Below are 22,094 nucleotides of genomic sequence, written 5' to 3'. Positions count from 1 at the left end.
ATTCTCATCACGTTTAATGGGGGCTAATGCCCCCATTTTTATTGGCTAAATACTTATGACTGACATCAGCCGTACTCAGGCGTGGCTCGAAAGTCTGCGCCCTAAAACACTTCCTCTGGCCTTTGCCGCGATTATCGTCGGCACGGCGCTTGCCTGGTGGCAGGGTTATTTCGATCCGCTGGTTGCCGCGCTGGCATTGATTACCGCAGGCCTGCTGCAAATCCTCTCCAATCTCGCCAACGACTACGGCGACGCGGTAAAAGGCAGCGACAAGCCGGACCGCATAGGGCCACTGCGCGGAATGCAAAAAGGGGTGATTACCCAGGCGCAGATGAAACGCGCGCTGATTATCACCGTGGTGCTGATCAGCGTATCCGGCCTGGCGCTGGTGACGGTAGCGTCTAAAACCACCAGCGATTTTATTGGTTTCCTGGTGCTGGGTTTATTAGCCATTATCGCGGCCATCACCTACACCGTCGGCACGCGTCCTTACGGTTATATTGGACTCGGGGATATCTCCGTACTGGTGTTCTTCGGCTGGCTGAGCGTGATGGGAAGCTGGTACCTGCAGGTGCATACGGTGATCCCTGCCCTGTTCCTGCCTGCGACCGCTTGCGGTCTGCTGGCGACGGCGGTGCTCAACATCAACAACCTGCGCGACATCGACAGCGATCGCGAGAACGGTAAAAACACCCTGGCGGTTCGTCTGGGGCCGGTCAATGCGCGCCGCTATCATGCCTGCCTGCTCATTGGCGCGCTGGTTTGCCTGGCGCTGTTTAACCTGATTTCCTTGCAGAGCTTGTGGGGCTGGCTGTTTGTGCTTGCCGCGCCGCTGCTGATTAAGCAGGCCCGCTTTGTGATGCGTGAACTCAGCCCGTCCGCCATGCCGCCGATGCTGGAACGCACGGTAAAAGGCGCGTTGCTGACTAACCTGTTGTTCGTCATCGGGATTGTGTTAAGCCAGACGCTGCGTTAGCTGACAAATATCAATTAACAATTGATGATTTTGCCAACAACGCATTTCGCACGATATACTGAACACATTCGCAGCAACTGAGCGTTAAACCTATGAAATACGATACCTCCGAGCTTTGTGACATCTACCAGGAAGATGTCAACGTCGTTGAACCGCTGTTTTCCAACTTTGGTGGGCGGTCATCATTTGGCGGTCAAATCGTCACGGTGAAATGTTTCGAGGACAACGGGTTGCTGTACGATCTGCTCGAACAGAACGGCCGCGGTCGCGTTCTTGTGGTCGACGGCGGCGGTTCCGTGCGCCGGGCATTAATTGATGCTGAACTGGCCGGCATTGCCGTCCAGAACGAGTGGGAAGGCCTTGTAGTGTACGGTTCCGTGCGCCAGGTGGACGATCTGGAAGACCTGGATATCGGGATTCAGGCTATCGCAGCCATACCGGTAGGGGCGGCAGGTGACGGCATCGGCGAAAGCGACGTGCGCGTCAATTTCGGCGGCGTGACCTTCTTCTCAGGCGACCATCTCTACGCTGATAATACCGGCATTATCCTTTCCGAAGATCCGCTGGATATCGAGTAATAAAACCGTAAGCGTGGACCATAAAAAAACCGCCAACAGCAATGTGGCGGTTTTTTTGTCCCTGGTTTATCCCAGCGGGGATCACACTTCTTCCATACGTCCCAGCAGCGCCTGCAGGCGATCCTGCCAGCCGTTCTGCTGTTCGCGCAGCTGGTTGTTTTCGCGCTCCAGTTCTTCGCGGCCGTGCTGCGCGTTCTGAACTTCCTGCGCCAGGCTGTTGTTCTTCTCTTTCAGCTCTTCAATTTCCATCTGCAGCAGGGTGATGGTGTCAATCGCCTGCTGTACTTTCGATTCCAGTTTCTCAAACACTTCTAAAGACATGATGCTACCTCTCCTGAATTGCAAGGCGACGCTTTAACATAAACGCGCACGACATATACCGTCGATTGTATGGAGCGCGGCGCTCTGTGTCCAGCGACACACCGCGCAGATCGCGGTTTGCAACACTTTTAGGTCTGGTCCTGGTGTGTTCGCGTCATATACCCCTAAATTGTTAACTGATTCGTTAATGAAATGATTCAGCTCACATTCCTGCACTGATCCTGTACTGCTGCAAAAATGTGCTTTATGGCGCGAAAACGCTCATTTTATTGACACAGACCACACATTTTGATTTCGATATTTCTCGTTTTTGCTCGTTAACGATAAATTAACACTATGTCTACAGGGCATCGTGGCTGTCACGGGCGGCCATGCTAACAATAAACATCAATTTCTTCAGGATTCCGATTATGAGTCAGACATCAACCTTAAAAGGCCAGTGCATTGCCGAATTCCTTGGTACCGGGTTGTTGATATTCTTCGGAGTGGGCTGTGTCGCTGCACTGAAAGTGGCGGGTGCCAGTTTTGGTCAGTGGGAAATCAGTATCATCTGGGGTCTGGGCGTGGCGATGGCCATCTACCTGACTGCAGGGGTTTCTGGTGCACATCTTAACCCGGCGGTGACAATCGCACTGTGGCTGTTCGCGTGCTTCGACGGACGCAAAGTTGTACCTTTCATTCTTTCTCAGTTTGCCGGCGCGTTTTGCGCAGCGGCGTTAGTTTACGGGCTTTATTACAATCTTTTCATCGACTTCGAACAGACGCATCATATGGTGCGCGGTAGCGTCGAAAGTCTGGATCTGGCAGGCATCTTCTCAACCTATCCAAACCCGCACATCAATTTTGTGCAGGCGTTCGCAGTTGAAATGGTGATTACCGCTATTCTGATGGGCGTTATCCTGGCGCTGACCGACGACGGAAACGGCATTCCGCGCGGCCCGCTGGCCCCCCTGCTGATTGGCCTGCTGATTGCGGTAATTGGCGCATCCATGGGCCCGCTGACCGGCTTCGCGATGAACCCGGCACGTGATATCGGACCAAAAGCGTTCGCCTTTATCGCAGGCTGGGGCGATGTCGCCTTCACAGGTGGCAAAGACATTCCTTACTTCCTGGTGCCGCTGTTTGCGCCGGTTGTCGGGGCTGCGCTGGGTGCCTTTAGCTACCGCAAATTAATTGGTCGCCACTTACCGTGCGACACCTGTGTGGAAGATGAGAAGGAAACGACTTCTACCGCACAACAAAAAGCTTCGCTGTAATCTGACTACGGGACACATACCATGACCGAAAAAAAATATATCGTTGCGCTCGACCAGGGCACTACCAGCTCCCGCGCTGTCGTAATGGATCATGACGCGAACATCGTCAGCGTGTCACAGCGCGAATTTGAGCAAATTTATCCTCGTCCAGGCTGGGTAGAACACGACCCGATGGAGATTTGGGCGTCACAAAGCTCCACGCTGGTCGAAGTGCTGGCGAAAGCCGATATCAGTTCCGACGAGATTGCCGCGATTGGTATCACTAACCAGCGTGAAACGACGATTGTCTGGGAACGTGAAACCGGTAAACCTATTTACAACGCCATCGTCTGGCAGTGCCGCCGTACCTCTGAGATTTGCGAACAGCTGAAGCGCGACGGTATGGAAGAGTACGTGCGCAGCGCCACCGGCCTGGTGGTTGACCCGTACTTCTCCGGCACCAAAGTGAAATGGATCCTCGACCACGTGGAAGGTTCACGCGAGCGTGCTAAACGTGGCGAGCTGCTGTTCGGTACCGTTGACACCTGGCTTATCTGGAAGATGACCCAGGGACGCGTCCACGTCACCGATTACACCAACGCCTCGCGTACCATGCTGTTCAACATCAACACCCTGGAGTGGGATGACAAGATGCTGGACGCGTTGGATATCCCACGCGCGATGCTGCCTGAAGTGCGCAAGTCTTCTGAGGTTTACGGCCAGACCAACATCGGCGGTAAAGGTGGCACCCGTATTCCTATTGCCGGTATCGCCGGTGACCAGCAGGCGGCGCTGTTCGGCCAGCTGTGCGTCAAGGAAGGGATGGCGAAGAATACCTACGGCACCGGCTGCTTTATGCTGATGAACACCGGTGAGAAAGCGGTGAAATCAGAAAACGGTCTGCTGACCACCATCGCCTGCGGCCCGCGCGGCGAAGTGAACTATGCCCTGGAAGGTGCTGTGTTCATGGCCGGTGCGTCTATCCAGTGGCTGCGTGACGAGATGAAGCTGATCAGCGATGCATTCGACTCCGAGTACTTCGCCACCAAAGTGAAAGACACCAACGGCGTGTACGTGGTGCCTGCATTCACCGGTCTGGGCGCACCCTACTGGGATCCGTATGCACGCGGCGCGATTTTCGGACTGACGCGTGGCGTGAACTCTAACCACATTATTCGCGCCACTCTGGAATCCATCGCATACCAGACCCGCGACGTGCTGGAAGCGATGCAGGCGGACTCCGGCATTCGTCTGCACGCCCTGCGCGTGGACGGCGGTGCGGTAGCGAATAACTTCCTGATGCAGTTCCAGTCCGACATTCTGGGCACCCGCGTTGAGCGCCCTGAAGTGCGTGAAGTGACGGCGCTGGGTGCGGCGTACCTTGCCGGTCTGGCGGTAGGCTTCTGGCAGAACCTGGACGAGCTGCAGGAAAAAGCGGTTATCGAACGCGAGTTCCGCCCGGGCATCGAAACCACCGAGCGTAACTTCCGCTACAGCGGCTGGAAGAAAGCGGTGAAACGCGCCCTGGCGTGGGAAGAACACGAGGAGTAAGACATACTTTCTCCTCACCCTAACCCTCTCCCCAAAGGGGAGAGGGGACTTAAAACACCCCTCCCCACTCTGTGATAAACTTCGTGCAATTCCTTTTGATTGCACGAGTACCTCATGAAACGTGAACTAGCTATCGAGTTTTCCCGCGTCACCGAAGCGGCCGCCCTTGCAGGCTATAAGTGGCTGGGTCGTGGCGATAAAAATACCGCAGACGGTGCAGCCGTCCATGCCATGCGCATTGTGCTTAACCAGGTCAACATCGACGGCACCATCGTGATCGGCGAAGGCGAGATCGACGAAGCGCCAATGCTCTATATTGGTGAAAAAGTCGGTACCGGCAAAGGCGATGCCGTGGATATTGCCGTCGACCCGATCGAAGGTACCCGCATGACCGCAATGGGTCAGGCCAACGCCCTGGCGGTGCTGGCCGTGGGCGATAAAGGCTGCTTCCTTAACGCGCCGGATATGTACATGGAAAAGCTGATTGTCGGTCCTGGCGCGAAAGGCGCAATCGACCTTAGGCTGCCGCTGGAAGAGAACCTGCACAACGTCGCCAAAGCCCTGGGCAAACCCCTTAGCGAACTCACCGTGACGATTCTGGCGAAACCGCGCCACGACGCCACCATCGCGCAGATGCAAAAGCTCGGCGTGCGCGTGTTTGCCATTCCGGACGGTGACGTTGCCGCCTCGATCCTTACCTGCATGCCGGACAGCGAAGTAGACGTGCTGTACGGCATCGGCGGCGCACCGGAAGGTGTGGTCTCTGCGGCAGTGATCCGCGCGCTCGATGGCGATATGCAGGCCCGTCTGCTGCCCCGCCACGAGGTGAAAGGCGACAGCGAAGAGAACCGCCGTATCGGAGAAAACGAGCTGGCGCGCTGCGAAGCGATGGGCATCGAGGCCAATAAAGTGCTCGCGCTGGACGAGATGGCCCGTAGCGATAACGTGGTCTTCTCGGCGACCGGCATCACCAAAGGCGATCTGCTGGACGGCATCACCCGCAAGGGCAATATGGCGACCACCGAAACGCTGCTGATCCGCGGTAAATCACGCACCATTCGTCGCATCCAGTCTATCCACTATCTCGACCGCAAAGACCCGGACGTGCAGACGCACATTCTGTAAAACCGTTTGATCGATAGAGCTTTCCGGCCCTGACGGGCTGGAAATTGTCACCACAAGTACGGAAGATAGAACAGAGAAACAGCACAGGAGAAGATCATGGCGGACTGGGTAACAGGTAAAGTCACAAAGGTACAGTTCTGGACCGATGCGCTATTTAGTCTCACCGTACATGCTCCCGTTCACCCGTTTAAAGCCGGGCAATTTGCGAAGCTGGGACTGGATGTCGACGGAGAGCGCGTGCAGCGCGCCTACTCTTACGTTAACGCGCCTGATAACCCGGATCTCGAATTCTATCTGGTCACCGTTCCTGACGGTAAACTCAGCCCGCGCCTTGCCGCCCTTAAGCCCGGCGACGACGTGCAAATTGTGAGTGAAGCGGCAGGCTTCTTTGTACTCGAAGAGATCCCGGATTGTGACACGCTCTGGATGCTGGCAACCGGTACGGCCATCGGCCCTTATCTCTCTATTTTGCAGTACGGCAAAGATCTGGAGCGCTTTAAAAACATCGTGTTGGTGCACGCTGCGCGCTACGCCGCGGACCTGAGCTACCTGCCGCAGATGCAGGCGCTGGAGCAGCAGTACGGCGGCAAGTTAAAGATTCAGACGGTTGTCAGCCGTGAAACCGTAGCAGGAACGCTTACCGGTCGCGTGCCGGCGTTAATTGAGAGTGGAGCCCTGGAAGAGGCGGTGGGTTTGCCGATGACTGCTGAAACCAGCCACGTCATGCTGTGTGGCAACCCGCAGATGGTACGCGACACGCAGCAGCTTCTGAAGGATACCCGGCAGATGACGAAACATCTTCGCCGCCGGCCGGGCCATATGACCGCTGAACACTACTGGTGATCAGCGGTATTTCACCTCAACGGTATCTTTACCGTATTTGTTTTCGCTCTGGGTGCCGATAAACGCACCCAGATCGACAATCATCATCACGAAGATGACCGAAGGCAGCAGCCTGCCCACAACCCACGGCAGGATGGACGGAAGCATCGCCCAGTTCCCCGCCACCAGCATCCACGCCAGAATAATCAGAAATGCCCACGCGCCGGAACGACCGCGGTCGTGCAGGCGTTTAACAACAACAGCCGCCGTTGGCCATAGCAGGCAGACCAGCGCGAAGGCCGCCGTTTGCGTGCTCAGCCATGCGTTGTAAGCAACGAAAAACAGAAGCAGCATGGCGACAACCCACGTCACCATCCAGATCCAGAAATCACGGCGTCCAATACGCCCTTTGAATGAAAACAGCCACTGCTGTATGGTCATGTAAGGTTCCTTATTATCGTATAGCGCGCATTTTACCCTGGAGTTGTGACCTTTTGACAAGCCGACCAGATATCGTTTTAATCATGAGCACTTACGGCCAGGGACAATGTTGATGAAAAGTTCGGCACATTCTCTTTTCCTGTGTTTAGCGGTGCTCAGCGCGGGTTTTCCCCTGCACGCCGCCGAAACCACTGCCCCCACCACAGCGCCGTATCTGCTGGCGGGCGCCCCGTCGTTCGATCAGTCCATCAGCCAGTTTCGTGAAGCCTTCAATCAGGCCAACCCCACGCTGCCGCTGGATGAGTTTCGCGCCATTGATGGCTCCCGCGATACCCCCACACTGACTCGTGCGGCAAGCAAGATTAATGAGAATTTGTATGCCTCGACGGCGCTGGAGCGCGGAACGTTAAAAATCAAAAGCATGCAAATCACCTGGCTGCCGATACAGGGGCCAGAGCAGAAAGCCGCTAAGGCGAAAGCGCTTGAGTATATGAGCGCGGTCCTGCAGGCGTTTACCCCGGCACTGACGAAAAAGCAAAGCCAGCAAAAGCTGCAGAAACTCCTTACCGCCGGGAAAAACAAGCGTTACTACGCCGATACCGAAGGCGCGATCCGCTATGTTGTGGCGGACAACGGCGAAAAAGGACTGACCTTCGCTGTTGAACCGATTAAGCTGGCACTATCTGACACTCTCGGCGGGGCGAATTAATGACAAAAAGCAAAGCCTTTCGAGGGAAAATCTCTATACTGATTCACAGACCATGCTGCCCGACAGGGTGGCCATATTCCTTAATTCGCTTATTTAGCGTGGAGAATTGAAATGCGACATCCTTTAGTGATGGGTAACTGGAAACTGAACGGCAGCCGCCACATGGTAAACGAACTGGTTGCGAACCTGCGTAAAGAGCTGGCTGGCGTGACCGGCTGCGCGGTTGCTATCGCTCCGCCGGATATGTACCTGGATCTGGCTAAACGTGCCGCTGACGGCAGCCACATCATTCTGGGCGCGCAGAACGTTGACGTTAACCTGTCTGGCGCGTTCACCGGTGAAACCTCCGCTGAAATGCTGAAAGATATCGGCGCGAAATACATCATCATCGGCCACTCCGAGCGTCGCACCTATCACAAAGAATCCGACGAGTTCATCGCGAAGAAATTCGCCGTGCTGAAAGAGCAGGGTCTGATCCCGGTTCTGTGCATCGGTGAAACCGAAGCAGAAAACGAAGCGGGCAAAACTGAAGAAGTGTGCGCACGTCAGATCGACGCAGTGCTGAAAACCCAGGGCGCGGCAGCGTTCGAAGGCGCGGTTATCGCTTACGAGCCAGTCTGGGCGATCGGTACCGGCAAATCAGCAACCCCTGCACAGGCTCAGGCTGTTCACAAATTCATTCGTGACCACATTGCGAAAGCTGACGCCAAAGTCGCTGAGCAAGTGATTATCCAGTACGGCGGTTCCGTTAACGCTTCCAACGCTGCTGAGCTGTTCACCCAGCCAGACATCGATGGCGCGCTGGTTGGCGGTGCATCCCTGAAAGCGGACGCTTTCGCGGTGATCGTTAAAGCGGCAGAAGCAGCTAAACAGGCGTAATTGCCTTTGTGGCGGGTGGCGCTTCGCTAACCCGCCCTACGGTTCTGTAGGCCCGGTAAGCGTCAGCGCCACCGGGCTTTTTTACAGCCGTCCCAGCAGGCTAAACCACAGATAATCCAGCGGCAGCAGCACCAGATACGTTGCAATAGCCAGCGCCAGACAAAGCACCATCCCCGCCCTGGCAGGCACCTTTCCTAACCCCATCGCCACCACAATCGGCGACGCCTGATAGGGCAACAGCGGCGTGGAATAACCCAGCACCTGAATCATGATCACCGACAGCAGCGGGAAACCGGTCGCGTCCGAAAAACTCTGCGCCAGAGTGGTATACAGCGCCGGAACGCCGTTGGCGGTCATAATGAAGTTGAGTGCGGTGGTAATACCGGTCAGCGCCAGGAAACTGGTGAACGGTCGGTCTGTATCCAGCGGCATAATGCGAAGCAACGCCTCGCCCACCGCCGTTCCGATACCGGTTTGCGTCACGACGATCGCCAGCCCCAGAATACCGGCAACGTAGATACAGGTGCGCATATTCACCCCCGCAGAAAACTCTTCCCCGGTAATGAAACCAATGCGCGGCAGCATAACGATGATCGACGCCGCCAGCCCCGTCCACGCGGGCCCCACGCCGTGCCAGCTCTCCGTCACCCACATCCCCAGCACCACCGCCAGCAGCCAGGCAAGACGCTTTTCGTCCCGCCCCATAGGCTCAGACGGCGCCTGTTCCTTAGGCGGTTTTGGGCTGCCGGGAAATAGCCAGCAGATGAGGCCAATCAGAATCAGGCCTTTGAGAACGCCCAGCACCGGCGTGTGCAGCAGAAGATAAGGGACATAGTTCAGATGGATGCCGTACGAACCTTCCGCCGCACCGCTCATCACCAGGTTAGGGACGTTAGCAGGCAGAATCGTCGCCGAAAGCTGGAACGTCCCAAACCCTACCGCCAGCGCCAGACCAAACCACGCGCGGGAGCCGTCTGAGATACCGGCGCGTTTCGCCATCGCGGCGACAATCGGCATCAGCAGCGCAATACGTCCCATATTCGACGGCATCACAAACGCCAGCGCGTAGCTCAGCAGCACCACGCTCGCCACCATCAACACCCAGGAGTCGGTGAGCCTTGCCGACAGCGCCCTGGCGGCCCTGTCTGCCAGTCCGGTTTTACGGATCGCCACGCCGAGCACGAATCCGCTGAAGACCAGCCAGAAAGCAGACGAGGCAAAACCGCCAAAGATGACCTCCGGCGGGGCGATCTTCGCAGTCATTGCCGCCGTGAAGAACAGCAGCGCGGTGATGAATTCCGGCAATAGCGACGTCGCCCACAGCACGATGGTGACGCCAACGATCAGTGAGGGCAGCAGCAGAGGATACGTTGACCAGAGCGACATACCTGTCTCCTGTAGAATTTTTCAGCAAGTCTACGGTGACAGGCAGCCCGAGTAAACGCGATTTATGGTGGGGTTACTTCAGGATAGCGCATTGATGATCCTGCAGTTCCTCCGCAGACGCGCGGTTAAGCGTGAGCAGGTTACGCTCGGTCGCCAGCAACACAAACGAACCATCAGACTGCTGCGCCATCGCCAGTGCGAAACGCCCCATATGGTCGCGCGCTTCCGGCAGCTCTTCTGCCAGCATCATAAACGGGCTGCGCTGGACCAGTTCATTCTCCGTCACCCGACGAGCAAGATACTCATGTCCTTCCAGTCCCCCAGGAAGAGGCAGCCACTGGGTGCTGATTTCTCCCTGTGCCGCGTTGAGCTTCTCGCGCACGTCCGGGCGAAGGCAGGAGATATGAATATGAAAGTGGTTCTGCGTGCGCCCTGTCGGGGAGTTAATCGTCAGCGAAATGGCGCTGTCAGGCACCTCGGCTCCTCGCTTCAGGGTCATAAAGCTGCGCGACTGCCACGCCAGCCAGAAAAAGTTCGGCGTATGCGCTTCGGTCAACAGCGGGCTCTCGGTGCCGTTGATGCGATAGGTCGGCATCAGCAGGTATTGCAGCGGCCCGTTGCGGTCTTTAAATATCACATAGCCTGCATCCGTTTTCACCTGCGCACACGGTGCCGGGTTACGATTCTGGATCTGATTCGGCACACACTGGTCGAGAACGATATGTCTTAACGCATTCGGATTACCCGCCTTCATCCAGTACACGCCGCCAGCGGCAAGGGCGATGACAAGGAGGATCAATAAGATAATTTTTTTCACAACGCGTTCCCTGTTTTCGATTGAGGCAAAAGAGTAACGCAAAATGATGACCAAATAAAAAACCCGGCGGATTTCTCACGCCGGGTCACCGTGTCACAGGCTAATGGTTAGCGCTGGCTGATTTGGTCGAAGGTACCGCCATTAGAGAAGTGCTCTTTCTGCGCTTTCGTCCAGCCGCCGAACTCGTCATCGATGGTGAAGAGTTTCAGTTTAGGGAATACGCTTTCGTATTTCTTCGCAACAGCCGGATCGCGTGGACGATAGAAGTTTTTCGCCGCAATTTCCTGGCCCTCTGGCGAATAGAGATACTTCAGGTAAGCTTCCGCCACCGCTTTGGTATCTTTCTTCTCAACCACTTTATCGACCACGGAAACGGTCGGCTCAGCCAGAATCGATTCGCTCGGGGTCACGATCTCGAATTTGTCTTTACCCAGTTCGTTGGTCGCCAGCAGCGCTTCGTTTTCCCATGCAATCAGCACGTCGCCAATCCCGCGCTCAACGAAGGTGTTGGTGGCACCACGCGCGCCGGAGTCCAGCACCTCAACGTTTTTATACAGCGCCTTCACGAACTCCTGCGCTTTGGCCTGGTCGCCGTTGTTGTGATGCAGCGCGTAACCCCATGCGCCCAGGTAGTTCCAGCGAGCGCCGCCGGAGCTTTTCGGGTTCGGGGTAATCACAGAAACGCCCGGTTTGATCAGGTCGTTCCAGTCTTTAATTTGTTTCGGGTTGCCTTTACGCACCAGGAAGACGATGGTCGAGGTGTAGGGTGCGGAATTATCCGGCAGGCGTTTGATCCAGTTTTTGTCGATGCGGCCACGCTCGGCGATCGCGTCGACATCGTAGGCCAACGCCAGGGTCACCACGTCGGCTTCAATGCCGTTGATGACGGAGGTCGCCTGCTTGCCAGAACCTCCGTGAGACTGGCGAACCACGACATTGTCGCCGGTTTCCTGCTTCCAGTGCGCCGCAAACGCTTTGTTGTATTGCTCGTACAGTTCACGCGTCGGGTCGTATGACACGTTTAGTAACTGAACGTCCTTAGCCAGAACGCTGGTCGATGCCAGCAATAATGTTAAACCCACGCCCCATTTATTCATCGCCCAGCTCTCTTGTGTAGTGTTTTGATGAATGCAGCGTGCCAGAAAGCGAATCGAGGATTAAAGAATAAAAAAAGATTGGCTATAACGTAGTGGAATAAAAAAGCGTCCACGCATAAAAAAGCCGGGTGGCGGCTACGCCTTACCCGGCCTACGAGTCGTGCCTTTGTAGGCCCGGTAAGCGCAGCGCCACCGGGCAACAGAGCCGATCAGTACAGTTTTTTCGCGCAGTCCAGCCAGTCACCTTTGAACGGACGCTTCATGTTTTCAATCGCGTCGATGATGTCGTGGTGAACCAGTTTTTCGTTCTGAATACCGACGCAGCGGCCGCCGTGGCCCTGCAGCAGCAGATCGATCGCGTACGCGCCCATACGGGACGCCAGAATACGGTCGTAAGGGCCTGGGGAACCGCCACGCTGGATGTGACCCAGTACGGTCGCGCGGGTTTCGCGTTTGGTTTCGGCTTCGATGTACTTCGCCAGCTCGTCAACGTCACAGATGTGCTCGGTGATAGCGACGATCGCGTGTTTTTTACCCTTCGCGATGCCCGCTTTGATTTCAGCAACCAGATCTTCACGGCTAAATTCGACTTCTGGCACGACGATAAATTCGCAACCGCCCGCAATCGCTGCCGCCAGCGTCAGGTCGCCGCAGTAACGGCCCATCACTTCAACGATAGAGATACGCTGGTGAGAAGACGAGGTGTCACGCAGGCGGTCAATCGCTTCAACAACGGTACCGAGTGCAGTAAAGAAGCCGATAGTGTAGTCAGTGCCTTTGATGTCGTTGTCGATGGTGCCAGGCAGACCGATGCACGGGAAACCCATTTCGGTCAGACGTTTTGCACCCATGTAGGAACCGTCACCACCGATAACCACCAGGGCGTCCAGACCACGTTTCTTCATGTTTTCGATAGCCACTTCACGAACGTGTTCGTCGCGGAATTCCGGGAAGCGCGCAGAACCGAGGAAAGTACCGCCACGGTTGATCATGTCAGACACGCTGTAGCGGTCGAGCTGAACCATACGATCTTCATACAGGCCCAGATAACCGTCATAAACGCCAAAAACTTCCAGGCCTTCCGTCAGCGCTGCACGGACAACACCACGAATTGCCGCGTTCATGCCCGGCGCATCACCGCCGCTTGTCAACACACCGATTTTCTTAATCATGACTACCTCTGAACTTAGGAATGCAAAATTGAAATCTGTTGCCGGAAGAAACTTATCGACCAACGAATACTGCAAATAGTATATCAATCCCTTCCAGCTGAATTGATTCAGGTCAGACCAAACGGCGGTAATTTATACACAAAATGCTGGCCTGGCTCACTTTTTTACAACGAATTACGAAAGCCCAACATGACCGGGTACAACCGAGCAGGGATCCTGGTGAATGATGACGTCTGAACCAGGAAAACGCTGCAAAATCGCCTGCTCGACCTGCTCAGCAATAACGTGAGCCTGTACCAGTGGCAGGTTGTCTTCCATTTCAATATGAATCTGTATAAAGCGGGTCGGCCCTGACTGCCGCGTTCGAAGATCGTGTGCACCGCTGACGCCGGGCCAGGAGGTCACGATAGAAAAAATTTCATTACGTTCTGAGTCCGGGAGGGCGCGGTCAAGCAGTGATTGCACCGCTTCATACCCCATCCGCAGGGCGCTATATAAAATATAGATACCAATCCCTAACGCAAACAACGCATCGGCGCGATGCCAGCCATACCAGGCCAGACCGAGCGCAATAAGAATAGCCCCATTCATCATAACATCAGATTGATAATGAAGCATATCCGCCCGTACAGCCTGGCTTTGCGTTTTGCGAACAACCCAGCGCTGGAACGTTACCAGAACAAGGGTGCATATAAGCGCGACTATCGTCACAACGACGCCCACGCCGGGATCGTTCATCGGTGTTGGCGAAACGAGATGCTGAATGCCGGTTAAAAACAGGAACAGCGCAGAGCCGGAAATGAACATACTTTGCGCCAGCGCGGCCAGCGACTCCGCTTTGCCGTGCCCAAACGTGTGCTCTTCGTCCGCTGGCTGCAGCGAGTAACGCACCACCAGCAGGTTGGTCAACGAGGCGGCAATATCCATCAGCGAGTCCACCAGCGCCGCCAGAATACTGACCGAGCCGGTATACCACCACGCAAAGATTTTAATCAGTAACAGGCTGGAGGCCATGACGGTCGCCGCAATGGCGGCCCGGCTGACCAGTCTTCCATAGGATTGATTCATAAACGCTCCTGTCATGTTATGCCGCTAGTATAACGGAAGCATGGGGAGTCAAAGGATGAATAAACGGTTAACAGACGAGATGCGGGGCAAAAAAAACCCCCACATCATGTGGGGGAAGACAGGGATGGTGTCTATGGCAAGGAAAACAGGGTTTACTGGTTACTACGGGTACTGCTATTGCTACTGAAAAACGTCGTTTCTGAGCTTCGCTGCATCCGTGCAACCTCACGCAGCTGGTCCATTCGCTGCTGATGTTTCGTATTCAAAACCGCTTGCTGCTCGGGCGTTAGCAGGTGGAACATCTGGTTGCGGACCTTCGCCATCTCTACCTGGCGGGCAACCTGTTCCTGTGCCATTTTTTCGGCCTGAGCGCGCACAGCGCTTTCATCAAAATTTTCTGCGGTGACAAGGCGATGCATTGTCTCCATTTCGCTAACATTAACAGGGGGCTGGTCGTGTCTTGCCCTCTGCATCAGATCTCGCATCTGTTGACGCTGATGTTCGGTTAAACTTATGCCGTCAAACATATGGCTTTGGCTGCTGTTCTGCGTTGCGCCCTCTTGTAAGGGACTGTTATCGCTGATGATAGCTTCAGCAGCCTGGCTAAACGCACTGAACGCCAGCGTTGAGGCCATGACGGCAGCGGTAACTTTGCGCATCACTTGCTCCCAAAAATCTTTCGTGTCGCGATTCAACGAGAGACAGTCTACGATTCAGGCTGCAAACATGCGTCAGGGGGTGTAAAACAACGTAAAGTCATGGATTAGACAGCCTTGATGTCGTAATTTCTGCCTCGGAGGTATTTAAACAATGAATAAAATCCTGTTAGTTGATGATGACCGAGAGCTCACATCCCTTTTAAAGGAGTTGCTCGACATGGAAGGTTTCAACGTCCTGGTTGCCCATGATGGCGAGCAGGCGCTGAGTCTCCTTGACGATAGCATCGATTTACTTTTGCTCGACGTGATGATGCCGAAGAAAAACGGTATTGATACGTTGAAAGAACTTCGCCAGACACACCAGACTCCCGTAATCATGCTGACCGCACGCGGCAGCGAACTTGATCGCGTACTCGGCCTTGAGCTGGGCGCGGATGACTATTTACCAAAGCCGTTTAATGACCGTGAACTGGTTGCCCGTATTCGCGCTATCCTGCGTCGTTCCCACTGGAGCGAACAGCAGCAAAATACCGACAACAGCTCACCTACTCTAGAAGTCGACTCCCTGAGCCTCAACCCGGGCCGTCAGGAAGCGAGCTTTGATGGCCAGACGCTGGAACTAACCGGCACGGAGTTCACCCTGCTATATCTGCTGGCGCAGCACCTCGGCCAGGTGGTTTCGCGTGAACATCTAAGCCAGGAAGTGCTGGGCAAACGCCTCACCCCGTTTGACCGCGCCATCGACATGCACATCTCTAACCTGCGCCGTAAGCTGCCTGAGCGTAAAGACGGTCACCCATGGTTTAAAACCCTGCGTGGTCGCGGTTATCTGATGGTTTCCGCTTCATGATAGGAAGCTTAACCGCCCGCATCTTCGCCATCTTCTGGCTGACGCTGGCACTGGTTTTAATGCTCGTACTGATGTTGCCAAAACTCGACTCACGCCAGATGACGGAGCTTCTCGACAGCGAGCAACGTCAGGGCGTGATGATCGAGCAACATGTTGAAGCCGAGCTGGCAAACGATCCGCCGAACGATTTAATGTGGTGGCGCAGGCTGTTTCGCGCTATCGACAAGTGGGCCCCGCCCGGACAACGCCTGCTGCTGGTGACCAGCGAAGGCCGCGTCATTGGTGCCGATCGTAATGAAATGCAGATTATCCGCAACTTCATTGGCCAGGCGGATAACGCCGATCATCCCCAGAAGAAGAAATATGGCCGCGTAGAGATGGTGGGGCCTTTCTCCGTCAGGGACGGAGAGGATAATTACCAGCTCTACCTGATTCGCCCCGCAAGCAGCTCTCAGTCCGACTTCATCAACCTGCTGTTTGACCGCCCTCTCCTGCTGCTGATTGTCACCATGCTGGTCAGCTCGCCGCTGCTGTTGTGGCTGGCGTGGAGCCTGGCAAAACCGGCACGTAAGCTGAAGAACGCCGCCGATGAGGTGGCACAGGGTAACCTGCGACAACACCCTGAACTGGAAGCCGGACCGCAGGAGTTCCTTGCCGCCGGGACCAGTTTTAACCAGATGGTGAGCGCTCTCGATCGCATGATGACCGCACAGCAGCGCCTGCTGTCGGATATCTCGCACGAGCTGCGTACCCCGCTTACGCGCTTACAGCTTGGCACCGCGCTGCTGCGCCGTCGCAGCGGGGAAAGCAAAGAGCTGGAACGTATCGAAACCGAAGCTCACCGCCTGGACAGCATGATTAACGATCTGCTGGTCATGTCCCGCAATCAGCAGAAAAACGCGCTGGTTAGCGAAACGGTGAAAGCGAATCACCTCTGGCACGAGGTGCTGGACAACGCGGCATTCGAAGCAGAGCAGATGGGCAAATCCTTCACCGTCAACTTCCCGCCGGGCCCGTGGCCGCTCTACGGTAACCCCAACGCGCTGGAAAGCGCGCTGGAGAATATCGTGCGTAATGCCCTGCGCTACTCGCATACTAAGATTGAGGTGGCGTTCTCGGTGGATAAAGACGGGATCACCGTCATTGTCGACGACGACGGTCCTGGCGTCAGCCCGGAAGATCGCGAGCAGATTTTCCGTCCGTTCTATCGTACCGATGAGGCGCGCGACCGGGAATCCGGCGGCACGGGGCTGGGTCTGGCGATTGTGGAAACCGCCATGCAACAGCACCGCGGCTGGGTCAAAGCCGACGACAGCCCGCTGGGTGGGCTACGGTTAACGCTGTGGCTACCATTGTACAAGCGTTCGTAACCCCCTCACCCTAACCCTCTCCCCGAAGGGGAGAGGGCCGGGATGAAGGACACTACTTACCCCACAATCTCCGGGAATTATCTTCGATTCTGCTGCTTAAACGTCGCTTCTGCATCGTTCTTGTCCAGCTGGTCGATAGCCCCGCCGCCGACAGCAGGCGATGATACTGCTCGTCATCAAACGGCATATGCCAGGCAATGGCGCAGGCGTCGTAAACAGACACCTCACTCAGGCGTGATACCAGCTCGAGCTGCGCATCTGCTGAGACCTGCCCTGCCAGCACCACCCGGTACAGCCAGCCGGTTTTACCCACGCTTTGCATCTGAGCCGACATGTCATGAATACCGAAATGGAAGTTGAGCTTGAAGCACGGCGAGCGCGGCTGCGTCACCTGGATCAGGGCATCGCCCCAGCGGTAAATATCACCAATAAATACATTCTTTTCGGTGAGCCCTTCGGTGGAGAGATTCTCGCCAAACGCGGGGGCAACGAAGAGATCCGCCTGTTCGGGGAACTCGTTTTTCCAGTACTGATAGTGTTCGCGCGGATAGTGGCACAGCGCGCGCTCCGGCCCGCCGTGGATTTTCTTTTCTGCCTGCTCGTCACCCGCAAGCCCGAGGTCGGTTAACGTCAGCTCACCGTCGACCTGAATTTTGGCGATGGCGCTCGGGCGGCTGCCGTCGTACTCCCTTACCTTGCCTGTAAATACATTCACCGGATAATGCATCGCTGCCTCCATTACGCAGATACAAAAAAAGCGAGCCATCAGACTCGCTTCTCGCAGGCGTCAATGCAACCTTATTTTTTAGCGGCGAAACGCGCTGCTGCTTCGTCCCAGTTAACCACGTCCCAGAAGGCTTTAATGTAGTCCGGGCGACGGTTCTGGAATTTCAGGTAGTAAGCGTGTTCCCACACGTCCAGACCCAGGATTGGGAAGCCGGATGCGCCAGAGATCGCTTCACCCATCAGCGGGGAATCCTGGTTAGCAGTAGAAACAACCGCCAGTTTGTCACCTTTCAGTACCAGCCACGCCCAGCCGGAGCCGAAACGGGTTGCAGCGGCTTTCTCGAACTCCGCTTTGAAGTTGTCAACGGAACCGAAGTCGCGCTCGATAGCCGCTTTCAGGTCGCCCTGCAGGGTGGTACCGGTTTTCAGGCCTTTCCAGAACAGGCTGTGGTTTGCGTGGCCGCCCGCGTTGTTACGCAGCACGGTTTTCTTGTCCGCTGGCAGCTGGTCCAGCTTGGTGATCAGCTCTTCAACAGGCAGGTTAGCGAACTCTGGCAGGCTTTCCAGCGCGGCGTTCGCGTTGTTCACGTAGGTCTGGTGATGTTTAGTGTGATGGATTTCCATCGTCTGCTTGTCGAAATGCGGTTCCAGTGCGTCGTAGGCATACGGCAGGGATGGCAGTGTATAACTCATAATCCTCTCCATTATTGTCGGGCGGCACAGCTGTTAATGCCGCGTAAGCAGTTGGTTCATTATAGTTAATTAAATGATATTGAAAATGATTATCAATGCCGTAGTTTTTATAAGGTTATTCGGTTTTAGACCAACGCAGGAATAGTGAATGTGTTCAGGGCGTTAATGGACTTCCAGCGCCTTATTGCCTGCCGCAATCTCCTCCCTGCTGCTAAGCGTAAACGCCGACACCACCGTAATCGCCAGCACGAAACAGCCCAGCATCAGATACGTCTCCTGGAAGCCGATCCGGTCATACATATTTCCGGCAAACGCGGAGAGAAAAATCGCTGCCAACTGTTTGGAAAACTGAAATCCAATCAGATAGATAGTCGCCGAAAGACGCGTATCAAACACCCCGGTGATGTACTTGAAGGCCCCCACCAGCAGGAACGGCACCTCCAGCGCGTGCAGCATCTTCAGGGCAATCACTTCTACGGCGGTGGTGGCAAACGACGAGCCGATAATGCGCGTCGCCATAATCCCCCCGGCGATGAGCAGCGTGTTTTTCGCGCCGATGCGGTTAATGATCCACGGTGAACAAAACATGATGATCGCGTTGCAGATTTCCCCGGCAGTGGTCGCAAAACCAAAGGCGCGAGTGCCCTCCTGCGGCGTGGCGAAGAACGTTTTGAAGAAGGTAGCAAACTGCTGGTCAAAGACGTCATAGACGCAGGCCACGCCAATCACGTACAGAATAAACATCCACATCCTGCGCTGACGGAACAGGCTAAATACCGTTTTCGCGGTGATCTGCGGCTGGTTGGCACCCAGCGCATTCATCACCTGCGCCGTCTGGTTGGGTTTTGGCTTCGCGACCACCAGCAGCAGCATCAACAGCAGCGCCGCCGCCGAACCCATCCAGAAAACATACGACGGATCGATGCCGAACAGGATCCCGCCCGTGGAGGCGCATAGCCCCCAGCCGAGGCAGCCAAACATGCGCGCCTTACCGTACTCAAAAAAACTGTTACGGCTCACGCGTTCAATGTAGGCCTCAATGGCCCCTGAGCCCGCCGAAAAGACAAAGCCGATATACATGCCGCCGCTCAGCGCGCCCAGCCAGATGTTGGCTTTTAGTAACGGCGCGAAGACGTAGAGGAAGAAAGGGGCAAACAGGAACAGCAGCACGGAGATGATCCACAGCAGGTGTTTTTTTAGACCCAGTTTATCCGAGATCACCCCAAGCACCGGCTGGAAGGCAATGGCCGAGAGTGAGATGCAGGAAAAGACGATGCCGGTATGGGTTTTGTTCAGGCCGATGATATCCGACAGCCAGATCGGCAGGAACGGAAAGCAGGTGGCCATGATGAAGAAGTAGAGAAAGAAGAACAGCCCGAAAATCCAGAAGTTAGGGTTGTCTTTGTGGGTACAGGGTGTTGTGTTCATTATTTTTATCCTCAACGGAGGGCCGGCAGCCCGGCCCGTCACCTTTACACGCGTTCAACGCCAATCAGAACGGCGGTTTCCGGATCCAGAATCGGCAACGCAATGCCCGCCTGCATCAGCCACTCGCCGCTCGCCGTTTGCGGTGTTTCCATCCATGCCGGCAGCTTGCGCATGGTATGGCCTCCTTCACCGGTAATGTGAATATCAGGGTGATCGAGCAGCGAAATACGATACTGCGCGCTGGGCTCAAGCCCCGGCATGCGCAGCGGCATCATCAACGTGTAGTCCGGCATGGCGAGCTGGCTGACGATAAACAGCCCCTGCGTTTTATCTTCGCTCACAATACCCTGTGCCAGCGTAGTGGCATCAGGCATATCCACGCGCCATTGTGTGCCCTGATGAATAACCTCGCGCCACTGCCTGTACAGCGCGGCGTAACGGCGATAGCCTTCGCGCTCCTTCTCATCGACGGTGAGGGGATCAAGTTCCAGCCCCATATGGCCAAACAGCGCCGTTAGACCGCGAAATTCAATGCTGTGCTGGCGGAAGGTGGCGTGACATTTATGATGACCGATATGCGCCCCCATCACCTCAGGCGGAAAGAAATAGCTCATGCCGCGCTGGATGGTGTTGCGCTCCAGCGCATCGTTGTTGTCCGAAGCCCAGAAGCGGTGGCAGCGCGTCAGCACCTCATAATCAATGCGCCCCCCGCCGGATGAGCAGGATTCAAATTCGATGTGCGGAAAACGTTCACCCAGCACGTCCAGCAGGCGATAAAACTGGCGGGTTTGCGCGTCAGCGGCGGCCTTCCCGTCGTGACCCGGCTGTACCAGCTCACGGTTCATGTCCCACTTCACGTAGTCGACTTCATGTTCACCCAGAAGCCAGCTCATGCGTTCCACAAGATAATCAAATGCTTCCGGGATACTCAGATTGAGCACCAGCTGGTGCCGCCCGGTGTGTTGTTTGTAGCCCGGCAGCGCCAGCACCCAGTCAGGGTGCGCGCGGTACAAATCTGAATCTGGGTTGATCATCTCCGGCTCAACCCAGATGCCAAACTCCATGCCGAGCCGTTTGACGTGGTCGATCACCGGCGTCAGGCCGTTCGGGTATTTTTTCTCATCCAGGTACCAGTCGCCCAGCGCGGCATGGTCGTCGTTACGACCTTTGAACCAGCCGTCGTCGATGATAAAGCGCTCCACACCCAACGTCGCCGCCTCGTCGGCCATGCGCATGATGTAGTCCGGATCGTGGTTGAAGTAGATCCCTTCCCAGGTATTGAGGTGCACCGGGCGCGGTTTGTTTTCCGGGAAGCGGATAACGTTGTTGCGCAGGTAGCGATGAAACGGCTGGCTCATGCCGTTCAGGCCATGCGTGGAATAGCTGGCATACAGGCGCGGCGTCCAGAGCGTATCGCCCTCCTCAACCGCCATTTCGCCCGGCAGGTAGAGCGCTTCGGCCTGCAGGTAGCGACGACCATCGGTTTTCGCTTCCGCGCGCAGGCGGTGGTTGCCGCTCCAGCCCAGATGCACGCCCCAGACGTCACCCTGCATTTCGCTAAACGACGGCGTACCGGCAATCAGCGCCGGGAAGTGCTCGTGGGAGGTTTTACCCCGGCGGTTTTCAATCACAAAGCTGTCGTGTTCAAGCTTTACGCGGTGCGGCTGAAATTCCCTGATCCAGCGTCCGTGGAAGGCCATCACCTCCTGCGCGCGTTCGGCCACCGGCAGCGTGACGGCGAAACGGTCCACCTGCCAGGGGATCGCTTTCAGGTTCGTTAAACCGTGACGAACCACCAGCACGCCGCTGGCATCCAGCGCCAGCTCGCTGGTCAGACGCAGGCCCGCATGTTCATCTTCCGCCGTCACCGTCAGGGTTTGTCCTGACTGCTGTACGTCTGTGGTGGTGAACATGGGTGAACCGTCCAGCCCCTGCCGATGCCCCTCAATGCCGGGAGCACCAAACAGACCGTGCCCCAGCTCGGCCATCAGCGTGACCGGGGAGTCGACGTCAAGCCTGCCGTTGGCAACAGGGCGCGCGAGCATAGCAACATCCTGTGGCGAAAAGTGCTGAAGGTGCGGCCCCCAGTAGAGAATTTCGGCGAACGGGTACGTTTTGATCACCACGTCTACCGTGTTGCTTTCAAGTCGTAAAACGGAATCTTGCATCAGACATCTCCTGTCATCGGGAT

At 56.0% G+C, this 22,094-nt stretch carries 22 protein-coding genes; 10 read left to right on the top strand and 12 right to left on the bottom strand.

All coding sequences use genetic code 11. The features are described 5' to 3' along the window. Positions 1 to 55 precede the first annotated feature (55 nt). Both menA and rraA read left to right on the top strand, forming a co-directional pair. The gene (gene menA / locus USH94_RS19005) at positions 56 to 976 is read left to right on the top strand and encodes a 1,4-dihydroxy-2-naphthoate polyprenyltransferase (RefSeq protein ID WP_111963961.1); all 921 of its coding nucleotides are present in this window, start codon (positions 56 to 58) and stop codon (positions 974 to 976) included. A gap of 92 nt (positions 977 to 1,068) precedes the next feature. Then, positions 1,069 to 1,554, top strand: a complete 486-nt coding sequence (gene rraA, locus USH94_RS19000; RefSeq protein ID WP_023309687.1) for a ribonuclease E activity regulator RraA — start codon at positions 1,069 to 1,071, stop codon at positions 1,552 to 1,554. A gap of 81 nt (positions 1,555 to 1,635) precedes the next feature. On the opposite strand, the gene zapB is transcribed toward rraA, so the two are convergent. Then, the gene (gene zapB, locus USH94_RS18995) at positions 1,636 to 1,875 is read right to left on the bottom strand and encodes a septal ring assembly protein ZapB (RefSeq protein WP_010436935.1); all 240 of its coding nucleotides are present in this window, start codon (positions 1,873 to 1,875) and stop codon (positions 1,636 to 1,638) included. Positions 1,876 to 2,285: 410 nt separating this feature from the next. On the opposite strand from zapB, the gene USH94_RS18990 reads away from it, so the two are divergent. The 4 genes from USH94_RS18990 (at position 2,286) to fpr (ending at position 6,629) form a co-directional block, all read left to right on the top strand. Next, complete coding sequence (locus USH94_RS18990; protein ID WP_047174104.1) at positions 2,286 to 3,131, top strand: MIP/aquaporin family protein; 846 nt, start codon at positions 2,286 to 2,288, stop codon at positions 3,129 to 3,131. 21 nt (positions 3,132 to 3,152) lie between these two features. Continuing rightward, on the top strand, positions 3,153 to 4,661 hold the full coding sequence (glpK, locus tag USH94_RS18985) for a glycerol kinase GlpK (RefSeq protein WP_023309688.1): 1,509 nt from the start codon (positions 3,153 to 3,155) through the stop codon (positions 4,659 to 4,661). A gap of 114 nt (positions 4,662 to 4,775) precedes the next feature. Next, positions 4,776 to 5,786 (top strand): class II fructose-bisphosphatase, encoded by a 1,011-nt coding sequence (glpX, locus tag USH94_RS18980; protein ID WP_111963960.1) that lies wholly within the window; start codon positions 4,776 to 4,778, stop codon positions 5,784 to 5,786. 96 nt (positions 5,787 to 5,882) lie between these two features. Next, positions 5,883 to 6,629, top strand: a complete 747-nt coding sequence (fpr, locus tag USH94_RS18975; protein ID WP_111963959.1) for a ferredoxin--NADP(+) reductase — start codon at positions 5,883 to 5,885, stop codon at positions 6,627 to 6,629. On the opposite strand, the gene USH94_RS18970 is transcribed toward fpr, so the two are convergent. Further along, positions 6,630 to 7,049 carry a DUF805 domain-containing protein gene (locus tag USH94_RS18970; protein WP_023293600.1) on the bottom strand — a complete coding sequence of 140 codons (420 nt, stop codon included), beginning with the start codon at positions 7,047 to 7,049 and terminating at the stop codon, positions 6,630 to 6,632. 112 nt (positions 7,050 to 7,161) lie between these two features. On the opposite strand from USH94_RS18970, the gene USH94_RS18965 reads away from it, so the two are divergent. Then, a complete protein-coding gene (locus USH94_RS18965; protein WP_111963958.1) occupies positions 7,162 to 7,758 on the top strand; it encodes a DUF1454 family protein in 597 nt (198 codons plus the stop codon). A 111-nt stretch (positions 7,759 to 7,869) separates the two neighbouring features. Beyond that, on the top strand, positions 7,870 to 8,637 hold the full coding sequence (gene tpiA / locus USH94_RS18960) for a triose-phosphate isomerase (RefSeq protein ID WP_003862019.1): 768 nt from the start codon (positions 7,870 to 7,872) through the stop codon (positions 8,635 to 8,637). An 81-nt stretch (positions 8,638 to 8,718) separates the two neighbouring features. On the opposite strand, the gene USH94_RS18955 is transcribed toward tpiA, so the two are convergent. The 6 genes from USH94_RS18955 to cpxP all read right to left on the bottom strand — a co-directional run bounded on the left by USH94_RS18955 (position 8,719) and on the right by cpxP (position 14,836). After that, complete coding sequence (locus tag USH94_RS18955; protein WP_111963957.1) at positions 8,719 to 10,023, bottom strand: SLC13 family permease; 1,305 nt, start codon at positions 10,021 to 10,023, stop codon at positions 8,719 to 8,721. 73 nt (positions 10,024 to 10,096) lie between these two features. Next, on the bottom strand, positions 10,097 to 10,840 hold the full coding sequence (locus tag USH94_RS18950) for a CDP-diacylglycerol diphosphatase (RefSeq protein ID WP_111963956.1): 744 nt from the start codon (positions 10,838 to 10,840) through the stop codon (positions 10,097 to 10,099). 107 nt (positions 10,841 to 10,947) lie between these two features. Further along, the gene (locus USH94_RS18945; protein WP_111963955.1) at positions 10,948 to 11,937 is read right to left on the bottom strand and encodes a sulfate ABC transporter substrate-binding protein; all 990 of its coding nucleotides are present in this window, start codon (positions 11,935 to 11,937) and stop codon (positions 10,948 to 10,950) included. 209 nt (positions 11,938 to 12,146) lie between these two features. After that, a complete protein-coding gene (gene pfkA, locus USH94_RS18940; RefSeq protein ID WP_023309696.1) occupies positions 12,147 to 13,109 on the bottom strand; it encodes a 6-phosphofructokinase in 963 nt (320 codons plus the stop codon). 174 nt (positions 13,110 to 13,283) lie between these two features. Continuing rightward, on the bottom strand, positions 13,284 to 14,177 hold the full coding sequence (gene fieF, locus USH94_RS18935; protein WP_023309697.1) for a CDF family cation-efflux transporter FieF: 894 nt from the start codon (positions 14,175 to 14,177) through the stop codon (positions 13,284 to 13,286). A 152-nt stretch (positions 14,178 to 14,329) separates the two neighbouring features. After that, positions 14,330 to 14,836 carry a cell-envelope stress modulator CpxP gene (gene cpxP, locus USH94_RS18930; RefSeq protein ID WP_111963954.1) on the bottom strand — a complete coding sequence of 169 codons (507 nt, stop codon included), beginning with the start codon at positions 14,834 to 14,836 and terminating at the stop codon, positions 14,330 to 14,332. Positions 14,837 to 14,987: 151 nt separating this feature from the next. Between cpxP and cpxR the strand changes: the two genes are divergently transcribed. Together cpxR and cpxA are read left to right on the top strand one after the other, a co-directional pair. Beyond that, positions 14,988 to 15,686, top strand: a complete 699-nt coding sequence (gene cpxR / locus USH94_RS18925) for an envelope stress response regulator transcription factor CpxR (protein WP_006179159.1) — start codon at positions 14,988 to 14,990, stop codon at positions 15,684 to 15,686. After that, on the top strand, positions 15,683 to 17,056 hold the full coding sequence (cpxA, locus tag USH94_RS18920) for an envelope stress sensor histidine kinase CpxA (RefSeq protein WP_045329509.1): 1,374 nt from the start codon (positions 15,683 to 15,685) through the stop codon (positions 17,054 to 17,056). The genes cpxR and cpxA overlap by 4 nt, the downstream gene beginning before the upstream one ends. 52 nt (positions 17,057 to 17,108) lie before the next feature. Here cpxA and yiiM read toward each other — a convergent pair whose 3' ends face one another. From yiiM to USH94_RS18900, 4 genes are all read right to left on the bottom strand, one after another. Continuing rightward, entirely contained in the window at positions 17,109 to 17,783 is a 675-nt protein-coding gene (gene yiiM, locus USH94_RS18915; protein ID WP_111963953.1) for a 6-hydroxyaminopurine reductase, read from the bottom strand. Between the two features lie 71 nt (positions 17,784 to 17,854). Further along, a complete protein-coding gene (sodA, locus tag USH94_RS18910) occupies positions 17,855 to 18,475 on the bottom strand; it encodes a superoxide dismutase [Mn] (RefSeq protein ID WP_003861999.1) in 621 nt (206 codons plus the stop codon). Positions 18,476 to 18,637: 162 nt separating this feature from the next. Next, positions 18,638 to 19,903 carry an MFS transporter gene (locus USH94_RS18905; protein WP_111963952.1) on the bottom strand — a complete coding sequence of 422 codons (1,266 nt, stop codon included), beginning with the start codon at positions 19,901 to 19,903 and terminating at the stop codon, positions 18,638 to 18,640. A 44-nt stretch (positions 19,904 to 19,947) separates the two neighbouring features. After that, the gene (locus tag USH94_RS18900; RefSeq protein ID WP_111963951.1) at positions 19,948 to 22,071 is read right to left on the bottom strand and encodes an alpha-galactosidase; all 2,124 of its coding nucleotides are present in this window, start codon (positions 22,069 to 22,071) and stop codon (positions 19,948 to 19,950) included. Positions 22,072 to 22,094 lie beyond the last annotated feature (23 nt).

It is taken from the genome of Enterobacter sp. 148H3 (assembly GCF_034107425.1).
GTDB lineage: Bacteria > Pseudomonadota > Gammaproteobacteria > Enterobacterales > Enterobacteriaceae > Enterobacter > Enterobacter vonholyi.
Note: the sequence above shows the minus strand (reverse complement) of the source record. Positions and strands in the feature narration are given on the sequence as shown.